Source organism: Microvirga sp. BF8 (assembly GCF_059888585.1).
The window spans coordinates 3120287-3133159 of the sequence record NZ_CM187619.1 but is presented as its reverse complement, the minus strand read 5'-3'; the positions used below and the strand labels follow the sequence as shown (position 1 = coordinate 3133159).

The 12873-nt window shown below is 63.8% G+C and carries 10 protein-coding genes; all 10 read left to right on the top strand.

Annotated elements, in window-relative coordinates; translation table 11 throughout:
• The first annotated feature begins 2 nt into the window (after positions 1-2).
• The 10 genes from AC522E_RS14910 (at position 3) to AC522E_RS14865 (ending at position 12872) form a co-directional block, all read left to right on the top strand.
• Positions 3-1967, top strand: coding sequence for an AMP-binding protein (locus AC522E_RS14910; RefSeq protein ID WP_500747042.1), 1965 nt, complete (start codon positions 3-5; stop codon positions 1965-1967).
• On the top strand, positions 1964-2725 hold the full coding sequence (locus AC522E_RS14905) for an SDR family NAD(P)-dependent oxidoreductase (RefSeq protein WP_500747041.1): 762 nt from the start codon (positions 1964-1966) through the stop codon (positions 2723-2725). Before AC522E_RS14910 ends, AC522E_RS14905 begins: the two co-directional genes overlap by 4 nt.
• A gap of 146 nt (positions 2726-2871) precedes the next feature.
• Positions 2872-3684 carry a 2-ketocyclohexanecarboxyl-CoA hydrolase gene (badI, locus tag AC522E_RS14900; protein WP_500747040.1) on the top strand — a complete coding sequence of 271 codons (813 nt, stop codon included), beginning with the start codon at positions 2872-2874 and terminating at the stop codon, positions 3682-3684.
• A gap of 5 nt (positions 3685-3689) precedes the next feature.
• On the top strand, positions 3690-4727 hold the full coding sequence (locus AC522E_RS14895; protein ID WP_500747039.1) for a zinc-binding dehydrogenase: 1038 nt from the start codon (positions 3690-3692) through the stop codon (positions 4725-4727).
• 11 nt (positions 4728-4738) lie between these two features.
• Positions 4739-6832: a 3-hydroxyacyl-CoA dehydrogenase NAD-binding domain-containing protein gene (locus AC522E_RS14890; protein ID WP_500747038.1), complete on the top strand. Its 2094-nt coding sequence runs from the start codon at positions 4739-4741 to the stop codon at positions 6830-6832.
• Between the two features lie 211 nt (positions 6833-7043).
• Positions 7044-7838, top strand: coding sequence for an enoyl-CoA hydratase/isomerase family protein (locus AC522E_RS14885; RefSeq protein WP_500747037.1), 795 nt, complete (start codon positions 7044-7046; stop codon positions 7836-7838).
• Between the two features lies 1 nt (position 7839).
• Positions 7840-9045, top strand: coding sequence for a 3-oxoadipyl-CoA thiolase (gene pcaF, locus AC522E_RS14880; protein ID WP_500747036.1), 1206 nt, complete (start codon positions 7840-7842; stop codon positions 9043-9045).
• Positions 9046-9251: 206 nt separating this feature from the next.
• Positions 9252-10010, top strand: a complete 759-nt coding sequence (locus AC522E_RS14875; protein ID WP_500747035.1) for a 16S rRNA (uracil(1498)-N(3))-methyltransferase — start codon at positions 9252-9254, stop codon at positions 10008-10010.
• 173 nt (positions 10011-10183) lie between these two features.
• Positions 10184-11323, top strand: coding sequence for a carboxylate-amine ligase (locus AC522E_RS14870; protein ID WP_500747034.1), 1140 nt, complete (start codon positions 10184-10186; stop codon positions 11321-11323).
• Positions 11324-11501: 178 nt separating this feature from the next.
• The gene (locus AC522E_RS14865; RefSeq protein ID WP_500747033.1) at positions 11502-12872 is read left to right on the top strand and encodes a glutamate--cysteine ligase; all 1371 of its coding nucleotides are present in this window, start codon (positions 11502-11504) and stop codon (positions 12870-12872) included.
• The last annotated feature ends 1 nt before the right edge of the window (position 12873 follow it).

The window sequence follows — 12873 nt, the reverse complement described above, 5'->3', positions numbered from 1 at the left end:
GAATGATGGCAGACGCCCGAAGCACACAGGATTTTGCCTGGCATCCGAGTCCGGCTTTCCACGCGGCCGCGAACTGGCACGGCTTTTTCAGCATCGCAGGCGTTTCTGATTACGATGCGCTGGTGCGACGCACCTCTGCGGAGCCGGAATGGTTCTGGGATTCGCTGATCCGCTACCTGAAGATTCCGTTTCTGCGGCCATATGAGCGCGTGCTCGACACATCGGAGGGCATCGAATGGCCACGCTGGTGCCTGGGTGGGACCACCAACCTCGTGCTTGCCTGTCTCGATCGCCATGTCCAGGAGGGCCGTGGCGGACATGAAGCCATCGTTTGGGAGGGCGAGGACGGAACGGAGCGCACGCTCACTTATAGCGATCTTCATCGCGAGAGCTGCCGTCTTGCCGCAGGCCTGCAGGGACTGGGCATCGGCATGGGTGATCCGGTCGGCATCTATCTGCCGATGGTGCCGGAGACGGCTATCGCGTTCCTGGCGCTTGCCCGCCTGGGCGCCGTAATCGTTCCGCTCTTCTCCGGTTACGGCGCCGACGCGATCGCTTCCCGCCTGAACGATGTGCGCGCGGTGGCCATCGTTACCGTGGACGGGACCCTGCGCCGCGGTAAGACCGTGCCCATGAAGCCGGTTGTCGACGAAGCCGCTAGGTCCATCCCCACCCTCAAGCATGTGGTTGTCGCCTCGCGGCTCAGTCTCGACGTGCCGATGCAAGCGGGCCGGGATATCCGATGGGACGATCTCTGCCGTAATCAGCCATCGGTTTATCCGGTCGCGGAACTCGATGCCGAGGCGACGCTGATGGTGATCTACACCTCAGGCACGACCGGCAGGCCCAAGGGCACCGTGCACAGTCATATCGGCTTCACCGTCAAGACGGGCGAGGATTACCGTCTCTACTTCGACATGAAGCCAGAGGACCGGGTGCTATGGATGACCGATTTCGGCTGGCTCGTCGGCCCGGCGCAGCTCGTCGCCACGCTCCTCGCGGGCGCGACGATGGTGCTGGCGGAGGGCGTCCCGGACTACCCGGCGGCGGACCGTCTATGGCAACTCGTCGCGAGGCATAGGGTCAGCTTCCTCGGTATGAGCCCGACGCTTGCCCGCCTCATGCGCAACGCGGGCGAAGCGCTGGTGTCCCGGCACGATCTCTCCTCCCTTCGGGTTGCCGCGTCCACGGGCGAGCCGTGGGACGAAGCGTCTTGGCTCTGGATCTTCGAGCATGCGCTCAAGCGCCGGGCGCCGCTGATGAACTATTCCGGCGGTACGGAGATGGGCGGCATCCTGTCCACCAACATTCTCCAGCCCTTGAAGCCCGCGAGTTTCTCTGGCCCCATCCTCGGAACCGGCGCGGACATCGTCGATGCGGAAGGTCGCAGCGTCGGCGAGAACCAAGTTGGCGAACTCGTCATGCGCGAGCCCTGCATCGGAACCACGCGGGGATTGTGGAACGATCCGGAGCGCTATATCGACAGCTACTGGAGCAAGATCCCGGGCATGTGGGTTCAGGGCGACTGGGCCATGCGCGACAGCGACGGCATCTGGACGATCCACGGGCGCTCCGACGACACGATCAAGATTGCGGGCAAGCGCGTCGGTCCTGCGGAAATCGAGGCGCTGGCGCTGGCCACGGGAACCGTCGCCGACATCGCCGCAATCGCGGTGAAGGATGAAATCAAGGGTGCTGCCATCGTATGCATGGCCGTGCCGCGCGGCGGCGTGGATCGGGACACCGTTGCCGCAGCGGTCGCACAGGCCATCGGGAAGGGTCTCGGAAGTTCATTCCGTCCCAAAGCGGTTTACTGCGTGTCGGAACTGCCCAAGACCCGCAACATGAAAACCATGCGCCGGGTGATCCGCGCCCTTCTCGCTGGAGAAGCCCTCGGCGATCTGAGCGCGCTCCTCAATCCCTCGGCCATCGACGAGATCCAGGCTGTCACTGGAGCCAGGTCATGAGACTGTCAGGTGTCATCGCACTGGTCACCGGGGCCGGCGGGCCGATGGGTCGCAGCATCGCGGAGCGTTTTGCCGAAGAAGGCGCTTCTCTCGTCATCACCGATATTTCCGGACGCCGCCTCGAAGAGGCGCGTGTCTCTGTGGACGCCCGCCTTCGAAACGGCGCGAAAGTGGCGGCCCTGCGCGCCGATGTCACGCAGGGCTCCGAGGCGGCACAGGTCGTCGATCATGCGCTGTCGTCCCTCGGACGGGTGGACGTATTGGTGAACGTGGTCGGCGGCATTCGCTCCGCCGACATCTCCGTTCCCATGTCCGCCATGGACGAGGCACGTTGGGACGACACCTTCGCCTTCAACCTCAAGGGCGTGTTCCACCTCGTCAAGGCGCTGGCGCCCGGAATGTGCGAGCGCGGGCGAGGGCGCATCGTCAATGTGTCCTCGATCAATTTTGCGGGCGAGGCAGGCGTGGCTGACTACGGCGCAGCAAAAGCCGCCGTCGCCTCTCTGACCCGGTCGCTTGCCATCGAGCTTGCGCCTGCCGTGACGGTCAACTGCATCGCTCCCGGCCTCATCAACACGACGGTCATGCAGCGCCTGTCTGCGCAGGAGCGCGAGGCTTATGCGGATCGTACGCTGCTGAAACGGCTCGGGGAGCCTGTCGACATCGCCAATGCCGCCCTGTTCCTGGCAAGCGACGAGGCATCCTTCATCACCGGCCACATCCTGCCCGTCTCGGGCGGAATCTGGCCCGCGCTCTGAACCTCGGTTTTTGGTTATGGGAGGACGATACAGCCATGCTGTACAAGAATATATCAATGAGTTGACATATTTTGGAGAGCTTCCTAGTTTCGACGACGACACATGCATCGAATGATGCACAGCAAAGCTGCGACGGGAGCCAGACGATGAGCCAATACGACGACATCCTTTTTGAAGTGCGTCCGGAGGGGGTCGCACGGATCACGATCAACCGGCCCGAACGCTACAATTCCTTCAGGGGCCAGACCGTCGACGAACTGATCGACGCTTTCCAGCGCGCCGGATGGGATCGTTCCATTGGCGTCATCGTGCTCACAGGAGCCGGCGAGAAGGCGTTCTGCACCGGAGGTGACCAGACGGCGCATGATGGCCAGTATGACGGCCGCGGCACCATCGGCCTTCCCGTGGAGGAACTGCAGAGCCTGATCCGTGACGTGCCCAAGCCCGTGATCGCCCGCGTCGACGGCTTCGCTGTCGGCGGCGGCAATGTGCTTGCGACCGTTTGCGACCTGACCATCGCTTCCGACCGGTCTCAATTCGGCCAGGTTGGGCCGAAGGTCGGTTCGGTCGATCCGGGATTTGGAACCGCCTATCTTGCCCGCGTCGTCGGCGAGAAGAAGGCCCGTGAGATCTGGTACCTGTGTCGCCGCTATACGGCCGAAGAGGCGATGCGGATGGGTCTCGTCAACGCCGTCGTTCCTTATACGGAGCTCGATGCCGAGGTGGATCGCTGGTGCGCCGAGCTGCTCGAACGCAGCCCGACTGCGCTGGCCCTCGCAAAGCGTTCCTTCAATGCGGATACCGAGAGCATCCGCGGCATCGCGAGCCTCGGCATGCAAGCCCTGAGCCTTTACTACGAGACCGAAGAATCGAAGGAAGGCGGCAACGCATTCCGGGAGAAGCGAAAGCCCAATTTCCGCCGCTATGCAAAACCCTCCGGCTCGGGTGGAAACGGGTAGCGATCATGAGAGCGGCCTTCATTAACGGGCACGGTGGAAACGAGGTTGTCGAGATTGGCCAGCGCCCGGATCCTGTCAGGAACCCCGGCGAGATCCTGGTGCGGATGAAGGCTGCGACGCTCAACCGCGTCGATCTCTACATGCGCGACAGCGGCGCCGGCATCACGCACCGGTTGCCGCAGATCATGGGTGTCGATGGCGCGGGCGTCGTCGAGGAGGTCGGGCCGGACGAGAGCAGGATCGCCGTTAGTCAGCGCGTGGTCCTCCATCCCGGTGTCGTGTGCGGCCGGTGCGAATTCTGCCAGCGGGGCGAGCAGGTCCTCTGCGTCGGCATCCAGTATCTTGGCGAGCACCGGGATGGAACCATGGCGGAGTTCGTCAGCGTTCCTGCGGAAAACGTCTTTCCGATGCCGGACGACTTCGATTTCGCGGAGGCCGCAGCTCTTGGCGTCAATTACCTGACCGCATGGCGCATGGTTTTCACCAAGACACAGGTTAAGCCGTGGGAGACGGTGCTGATCTTCGGCGTTGGCGGCGGCGTATCGCTGGCAGCGCTTCAACTCGTGAAAGCGATCGGTGGCAAAGCAATCGTCACTTCGCGGGACGATTCCAAACTGGAGCGCGCCAGAGCCATCGGTGCCGACGAGACCATCAATGGACGGACACAGGACATCGCCCGCCGGGTCATGGAGCTGACGGGAGGGCGCGGCGTCGACGTCGTTATTGAAAACGTCGGCGAGGCCGTGTGGCCGGCGGCGCTTCGCTCGCTCGTGCGAGGAGGACGCATCGCGACCTGCGGCGCCACGAGTGGGGATCACCCGTCGGCCGATCTTCGGCGTCTCTTCGTCCGGCAGTTACAGATTTTCGGCTCGACTGCAGGCAACTTTGCCGAGTTCCGCGATCTCATCGAATTCTGCAGGCGCGGAGAGATCAGGCCGGTGATGGATAGCCACTACAGTCTCGACGAAGCCCATGTTGCCCTTGCCCGGCTCGATGCCGGCGAGCAGTTCGGCAAGATAGCCATCGACATCGATTCCCGTTGAGAGGTTTCAGAGTGGCGAACATTCCTCGCGCAACGGGTGACAGCCAGGGCTGTTCCGTCAGCCTCCGTCGGCAGGACGGGACCGCTATCATCGAGATTGGCAATCCGCCGGTGAATGCCTTGTCTGCACATGTGCGCAGACAACTGGTTGCAGCGCTCAAAGAGGCTGAGGCCGACGCTTCCCTATCCGGAATCGTGCTGACTGGAAGCGGCGGCCGTTTCATTGCAGGCGCGGATATCCGCGAGTTCGGCAAGCCGCCCATGTCGCCAACGCTGCCCGAGGTGGTCGAGGCCGTGGACCTGTGCAGCAAGCCCGTGGCCGCTGCCATCGAGGGACAAGCCCTGGGCGGCGGCCTGGAACTGGCGCTGGCCTGCGATTGGCGCATAGCGTCCGCGAATGCGACTCTCGGCTTTCCCGAGGTGAAGCTCGGTCTGATTCCGGGTGCGGGTGGAACTCAACGCCTGCCGAGGCTCGTCGGTATCGCGAGAGCGGCCGAATTCATCGCAAGCGGGAAGGTCGTCGGGGCTCCCGAGGCGGCAGCCCTTGGCCTCATCGATGATGTTGTCGATGGCTCCGTCGTGGATTCCTGCCTGGGCAGACTGCGGGAGGTTCCAAAGCGGAAGCGACGCGTGTCGTCTCTGACCGTGCCCGAGGACGAGCAGGGACCGAGTGACGCAGGGACGTCCAAGCTGAAGAGCAAACGCATTGTCAGTGAGGCGGTCCGAACGGCTGCGGAGGCGGTGGCGAATGCGTCCCGTCTCGGCTTCCGCGACGGGCTTGTCGCCGAGAGGGCCGCTTTCGTCCGATTGCGGGATGGTGAGGAGGCGGCGGCGTTGCGCCATCTCTTCTTCGCAGAGCGCGAAGCTCCGAAAGTTTCGGGCCTGAGCGCCCAGCCCATGCCCGTCAGGACGGTCGGGCTGGTCGGAGCGGGAACCATGGGGGCGGGGATTGCGGTGGCGCTCGTGGGCGCAGGCCTTCCCGTCATTCTCGTGGAACGAAGCACGCAGGCACTCGAAAGCGGGCTCGCCAGGATCGACGAAACTCTCAACAGGTCCGTGAAGTCCGGGCGGCTGCCCGCCGCCACGATGCAAAGTTATCGAAATGCGCTCGTCGCATCCACGGACATGGCGGCACTCGGCAATGCCGACCTCGTGATCGAGGCGGCGTTCGAGGATCTTGAAGTGAAGCTCGATCTATTCAGGCGGCTCGAGCAAGTCGTCACGCATGAGGCCATCCTTGCGACGAATACGTCCTATCTCGACATCGACGTAATTGCAGCTGCGACGGCGCGGCCAGAGTGTGTCCTCGGCCTGCACTTCTTCAGTCCTGCCCATGTGATGCGCCTGCTTGAAGTCGTACGCGGGCGGGCCACATCCGACAGGACTCTGGCAACAGGCCTGGCGCTGGCGCGAACGCTGGGAAAGCTGCCCGTCGTTGCGGGCGTGTGCGATGGCTTCATCGGCAACTGGATCTACTCCGCCTATCGCCGTCAATGCGAGATCATGCTCGAGGAAGGGACATTGCCGGAGGAGATCGACAACGCACTCGAAGCATTCGGCCTCGCCATGGGGCCGTTCGCAGTCGCTGATCTGGCAGGGCTCGATATCGCCTGGAGCCGCCGCAAGCGCCTTGCTGCGACTCGCGATCCACGTGAGCGCTACGTGCCCGTTGCCGACATGCTGTGCGAGCAGGGACGCTTTGGGCAGAAGGCTGGCGCAGGATGGTATCGCTATTGCGGGCCTGAACGGCGGCGCGAGCCCGACCCGGATGTGCGGGCGCTGATCGAACAGGTATCGGCATCCCGTGCCATCGCGCGCCGCTCGTTCGGCGCCGAGGAGATCCAGCAGCGTGTCCTTGCTGCCATGGTCAACGAGGCTGCACTCGTGATCGAGGATCGAATTGCGCAGCGTGCCTCGGACATCGATGTCGTTCTTGTAAACGGATACGGATTTCCTGCGTTTCGCGGAGGCCCGCTCTTCTGGGCATCGCGGCAGGAACCATCGGTTCTGAACCGGGCACTCGATGCTGTCGAAGCGTCAACCGGCCACGGATTCAGGCGTGCGCAAACCGTTCCGGACATCCTGCGGGAGGTGGCATCGCGATGAAGCTGCTGGTGTGTGTGAAGCGGCTCGTGGACTACAAGGTGAAGGTCCGGCTGAAGGAGGCCGATCAGTCGAGCGATGCTGAAGCCTTTCATAGTGGAAGATGCATGCTCAGGTCCTCGTGGGCGCGTCGTCTGCCATGGACAATCTCGTCTCGAAAGCAACCTCCGCTTCGACGCGCTTGCCCGGGCCTCTCGTTGAAATGTGGTATGCCATGAACAGACACCCGACTGATCTTGCGACGAAGTTGGTGCACCTTGGCGGCGACGGGCCGGTCGCCACGATGACGCTTTCGCGTCCGCCGGTAAACGCCATCGACGATGCTATGCTGGATGCGGTCGAGACCGCTTTGGACGAGGTTGAACGAAACGATAAGGTCTCGGTGCTGCGGATCAGAAGCGATCAGAAGGTTTTCTGTGCCGGGGCCGATCTGCGCATGGTGGCGAGTCGGCTCGAGACGGAGACGGGCGCCGGCGCGATGGTTGCGAGCGTCCGTCGGTTTCATTCCGTGTTCGACCGGATCGCGGCACTTCCAATCGTCACCTTTGCGGAGATCGAGGGACATGCTCTCGGAGGAGGCCTGGAATTTACGCTCTCCTGTGATCTGCGCGTCGCTGCCCACGAGGCGAAGTTGGGACTGCCCGAGGCCAATGTCGGGCTGATTCCGGGCGCCGGCGGCACGCAACGGATGACCGCGCTCTGTGGTGTCGGTGTTGCGTCACGGCTGATCTTGACCGGCGAGGTTGTCAGCGGCAAGGACGCGGAGCGACTCGGCATCGTACAATGGTCCTTCCCAGCTACCGATTTTAGGGCTGCCGCCGAGACTATCGTCGAGCGTGTCGCCAAACTGTCGCCGGAAGCGCTCCGCGAAGCGAAGCACTGCATCCGGCTCGGGGCGACGCTCCACGCGGCAGGCCTTGCGGCCGAGATCGACAGCATCGGGAAACTGATGCGCCACCGCGATACAGCCCGTCGCGTTGCCGCATTCGTCGCGAAAAGTGGAGCCTGAGATGCGTGAGGCCTACATCTGCGCGTATGTGCGCACGCCGATTGGCCGCTATGGCGGCGCGCTGTCCGGCGTCCGGACCGACGATCTTGCGGCGGTGCCGCTGAAGGCTCTGCAGGAACGCCTTCCCAGCCTCGACTTCGCGGCGGTCGACGACGTCATCTACGGCTGCGCCAACCAGGCGGGCGAGGACAACCGCAACGTCGCCCGCATGGCGGTTCTCCTGGCGGGGCTGCCGGGCTCGATCCCCGGCACCACCCTGAACCGCCTGTGCGGCTCGGGCATGGACGCGGTCGTCACCGCCGCCCGCGCCATCAAGGCCGGCGAGGCCGAGCTGATGATCGCCGGCGGCGTCGAATCGATGTCGCGGGCCCCGTTCGTGATGCCGAAGGCCGACGCGGCCTTCTCGCGCCAGGCCGAGATCTACGACACCACCATCGGCTGGCGCTTCGTCAACCCGCTGATCCGGCAGCAATACGGCGTCGATTCCATGCCCGAGACCGGCGAGAACGTCGCCGAGGAGTACCGCGTCTCGCGCCAGGACCAGGATGCCTTCGCCCTGGGCTCGCAGCAGAAGGCCGCCGCCGCCCAGGCCAATGGGCGTCTCGCCCGGGAGATCGTGCCGGTCACGATCCCGCAGCGCAAGGGCGCCCCGGTCGTGGTCGACAGGGACGAGCATCCGCGCGGCGACACCACCCTGGAGCAGCTGGCAAGGCTGCCGACGCCGTTCCGCAAGGATGGAACCGTGACGGCCGGCAATGCGTCGGGGGTCAATGACGGCGCGGCCGCCCTGGTCGTGGCCTCGGAGGACGCCGTGCGGCGGTTCGGGCTCGAGCCCATCGCCCGTGTCGTCGCCGGGGCCAGTGCGGGGGTGGCGCCGCGCATCATGGGGATCGGACCGGCGCCGGCCACGAGCAAGCTCTGCGCCCGGCTTGGCCTCGCGCCGGCGGATTTCGACATCATCGAGCTCAACGAGGCCTTTGCCAGCCAGGGCATCGCGGTGTTGCGCGAGCTCGGCATTCCGGCGGATGCCGGGCACGTGAACCCGAATGGCGGGGCGATTGCGCTCGGGCATCCCCTCGGCATGTCGGGGGCGCGCATCACCGGCACGGCGGCGCTGGAGCTGAAGCTGACCGGCCGGAAGCGCGCCCTCGCCACCATGTGCATCGGCGTCGGTCAGGGAATCGCCATCGCCCTCGAAGGGGTGTGAAACGTCCGCAGACACCTTGAGGACCCGCAAGACGCCGTCGTCAGTCGGACTGGTCGCAGACGCACGGCAATCTATTTTGATGTAACGGAATGACGGACGCGGGCCCGGAAATTTCCTCCAGCCCATCCCGGATCCTCATCCCCTGTTTTCGTTCCGACCTTGTGCTGCTACCTCTCTCGCTCGAATCCTAACGTCGACGAGAGCCTATGGCCCTTTACGATTTCAATGCTCCCCGCCTGTTCGTCGATGCTTCTCTGTTTGAGGGAAGTCGAATTGCGCTCGACCGGGCCCAAGCGAACTATCTCCTGAACGTTCTGCGTCTGCGGGCCGACGACTCGATTTTGATATTCAACGGGCAGGACGGGGAGTGGAGGGCGGCGCTTGCCATCGAGGGCCGCAAGGCGGCCGACCTGATCTGCCTCGCACGCACCCGCGAGCAAACTGCGCCACCGGATCTCATCTATGCGTTTGCGCCCCTCAAGCATGCTCGGCTCGACTATATGGTCCAGAAGGCCGTGGAGATGGGAGCCGGCACGCTGCAGCCGGTCCTGACCCGCCGGACCCAGAGCACGCGGGTCAATCTCGAGCGCATGCGGAGTAACGCCATCGAAGCGGCCGAGCAGTGCGGGATTCTCTGCCTTCCGAGCATCCGGGAAGAGGTAAATTTCGATAAGTTCATCAGAGATTTGGAAGAGGATCGGCTCATCGTCTTCTGTGACGAGAATGCTCCTGTCGCCAACCCGGTGGAGGCCCTGAAGAGAGCCTTTGTTCCAGGGGGGAACAACCCGGCCAAGTTCGCCGTTATTGTCGGCCCCGAAGGGGGGTTCGTCGATCAGGAGAGAGCGCTTGCTGCCGCCCACGAGAGATGCATCCGTGTATCGCTGGGACCGCGAATCTTGCGCGCCGACACCGCCGCCGTCGCAGCCCTGGCCATCGTCCAGTCGGTACTGGGGGATTGGACCTGATCGGAAAGTGCCGCGAGGAGCGAGGCTGATCCTCCACTAGTCATAACAGCTTAGCAGTTTCAGGCCGGCCTGCCCCAATCTCGCCCCAATGAAGGGGAGGTTGGACGTCGTCGCAGGCAAAAATGATCGGCTAATGCGCCGGTGTACAAGAATAAAATAAGAGGAATACGAGTATGGGTGGGGAATTCAAGTTCGGTATTGAGGAAGAGTACTTCGTCAACGATGCCGCTAAACGGGATGTCGCCCGAGCAAAGATCAATGAGTTCTTTGCAAATTGCCACGAAAACATTGCAGATAGCATTCAGCACGAGATGCTGGAGCCGCAAATCGAGGTCGCGACCCCTCCATATGTCGACTTTGCGGAAGCTCGCACGAAGCTGGCGGACCTGCGGTCGTCGGTCGGGCAGATTGCCCGGGAGCATGGCCTCTCGGTCATGGCCGCCGGCACTCATCCCCTGGCCGTCTGGTCCCGGGTGCGAGCCAATGCGCAGCCGCGATACGGCAAGGTGATGCATGACCTCCAGATGGTCGGCAGCCGCACGGTCGTATGCGGCATGCATGTCCATGTGGAAGTTCCGGATCTGGCGACCCGGGTCGATATCATGAACCGGATCCAGCCCTATCTGCCCCTGCTTCTGGCGCTTTCGACCTCTTCACCGTTCTGGCAGTCCCAGCGCACGGGACTCCTCGGGTACCGACTTGCGGCTTATCGTGAATTGCCGCGCACCGGCCTCCCGGACCTGTTCGAGAGCGGGGCTGACTATCAGCGCTATATCGATACCCTCGTGGCGGCCCGCGCCATCGAGAACTCGAGCTATGTATGGTGGTTCATCAGGCCGTCCCTGAGGCATCCGACGCTGGAGCTGAGGGTTGCCGACAGTTGCACGCGCCTCGACGATACGCTCGCCATCGCCGCCCTGTACCGCTGCCTCGTCCGGCGCCTGAGCCTCGACAGGGGCCTGAACTCAGGCCAGACGGGCGCCTCGAGGGCAATCAACGACGAGAACAGCTGGCGAGCCCAGCGTTACGGGATCCATGGCAGCTTCGTCGATGAGGCGAGCCGCAGTGCCAAGCCGGTGCGGCAGATGCTCGACGAGACCCTCACCCTCGTGGCGCAGGACGCCGACGCCCTCGGATGCCGGCGGGAGCTCGACCTCTGTCGCTGGATCATCGCCCGGGGAACGAGCGCCGACCGGCAGCTCACCCTGTTCACCGAGGCCGTAGGCCGAGGCCTGTCGAACAGGGATGCTCTTTTCAGCATCGTCGACTGGCTCTCCGCCGAAACAGTCGGGGAAGACATCGTGCGGCACTGAACGGAGGCGCCGCCAGGCACGCCGGTGCCGCCCCTGGAGGCACCGGCGGTTTCGGACAACGGCATCATAATGTCTGTATTTCCCGCCCGCACCCTCATTGCAGCTTGTCCGTAACCCGCCTATCTAGTCCCGACCTGAGTCGGCGCGCCTTGAACGCGCTTGTTTGATGAGGTGATTTATGGCGCGGGACGTATCCGATACGACCCCACTCGCCGCGCGCACGGAACTCGTCGCGTGGATCGCGGACGGTGAGAAACCGCGCGAAAGCTGGCGGCTCGGCACCGAGCATGAGAAAATTCCGTTCTACAAGGCCGATGCATCCCCAGTCCCCTATGAGGGCGAACAGGGAATCCGCGCTCTTCTGGATGGGCTGCAGACGCTTACCGGCTGGGAGCCGATCGTGGAAAATGGGCACCCGATCGGGTTGTTCGATGAGGCGGAAGGTGGGGCGATCTCTCTCGAGCCTGGCGGACAGTTCGAATTGTCCGGCGCGCCGTTACGGACGCTTCACGAAACCGCCGCCGAAACGGCGCTGCACCTGAAACAGGCCAAGGAGGTCGGCGACCGGCTCGGACTTGGATTCCTGACGCTCGGCATGAGCCCGCTCTGGACACGGGCAGAGACGCCTGTCATGCCCAAGGCGCGCTACCGTATCATGACCGCCTACATGCCGAAAGTCGGCACGCTCGGCCTCGACATGATGTACCGCACGGCCACCGTGCAGGTGAACATGGATTATGAATCCGAAGCCGACATGGTCAAAAAGCTGCGCGTTTCCCTGGCGCTGCAGCCCATCGCCGCGGCGATCTTCGCGAATTCACCCTTCACGGACGGCAAGCCGAACGGATACCTCTCGAAGCGCTCTGCCATCTGGCTCGACACGGATCGCGACCGCACCGGCATGCTTGATTTCGCGTTCGAGGACGGATTTGGTTACGAACGCTATGTGGACTGGGCTCTCGGCGTGCCGATGTATTTCGTCAAGCGGGACTCAACGTATCATGACGTGGCGGGCGCCTCCTTCAAGGATCTGTTCGAGGGAAGGCTCACGCAATTGCCGGGTGAGCGCGCCACACATTCCGATTGGGCGAACCACGTTTCGACCCTGTTTCCGGAAGTGCGGCTGAAACGCTATCTTGAAATGCGCGGCGCCGATGTCGGGCCACCCGACCACATCACGGCCCTCTCGGCTTTCTGGACCGGGCTCCTCTATGATCAAACCTCCCTCGATGGAGCATGGGAGCTGGTGAAATCCTGGAGCGCGACGGACCGCAACCGCCTGCGTGCCGAGGTGCCGACGCGGGCTCTCAAGGCCGAGATTGCAGGGCGCCCTGCGCGCGACATCGCGCGCGACGCCCTCGTGCTCGCGAAGGCTGGCCTTAGGCGCCGCGCCTTCAAAGACGAGGCGGGACGAGACGAGTCGCACTATCTGACCTATGCGGAAGAGATCATCGAGACAGGACGCACGCCGGCAGAACGTCTGCTCGAGCGATATCACGGCGCCTGGGGCGGTTCGGTGAAGCCTGCGTTCCAGGAATGTGTGTTCTGAG

Bases quoted from the DNA above. Each gene is read 5' to 3' on its own strand.
- AC522E_RS14910 (WP_500747042.1), top strand. From the start codon at position 3: ATGATGGCAGACGCCCGAAGCACACAGGATTTTGCCTGGCATCCGAGT.
- AC522E_RS14905 (WP_500747041.1), top strand. From the start codon at position 1,964: ATGAGACTGTCAGGTGTCATCGCACTGGTCACCGGGGCCGGCGGGCCG.
- badI (WP_500747040.1), top strand. From the start codon at position 2,872: ATGAGCCAATACGACGACATCCTTTTTGAAGTGCGTCCGGAGGGGGTC.
- AC522E_RS14895 (WP_500747039.1), top strand. From the start codon at position 3,690: ATGAGAGCGGCCTTCATTAACGGGCACGGTGGAAACGAGGTTGTCGAG.
- AC522E_RS14885 (WP_500747037.1), top strand. From the start codon at position 7,044: ATGAACAGACACCCGACTGATCTTGCGACGAAGTTGGTGCACCTTGGC.
- pcaF (WP_500747036.1), top strand. From the start codon at position 7,840: ATGCGTGAGGCCTACATCTGCGCGTATGTGCGCACGCCGATTGGCCGC.
- AC522E_RS14875 (WP_500747035.1), top strand. From the start codon at position 9,252: ATGGCCCTTTACGATTTCAATGCTCCCCGCCTGTTCGTCGATGCTTCT.
- AC522E_RS14870 (WP_500747034.1), top strand. From the start codon at position 10,184: ATGGGTGGGGAATTCAAGTTCGGTATTGAGGAAGAGTACTTCGTCAAC.
- AC522E_RS14865 (WP_500747033.1), top strand. From the start codon at position 11,502: ATGGCGCGGGACGTATCCGATACGACCCCACTCGCCGCGCGCACGGAA.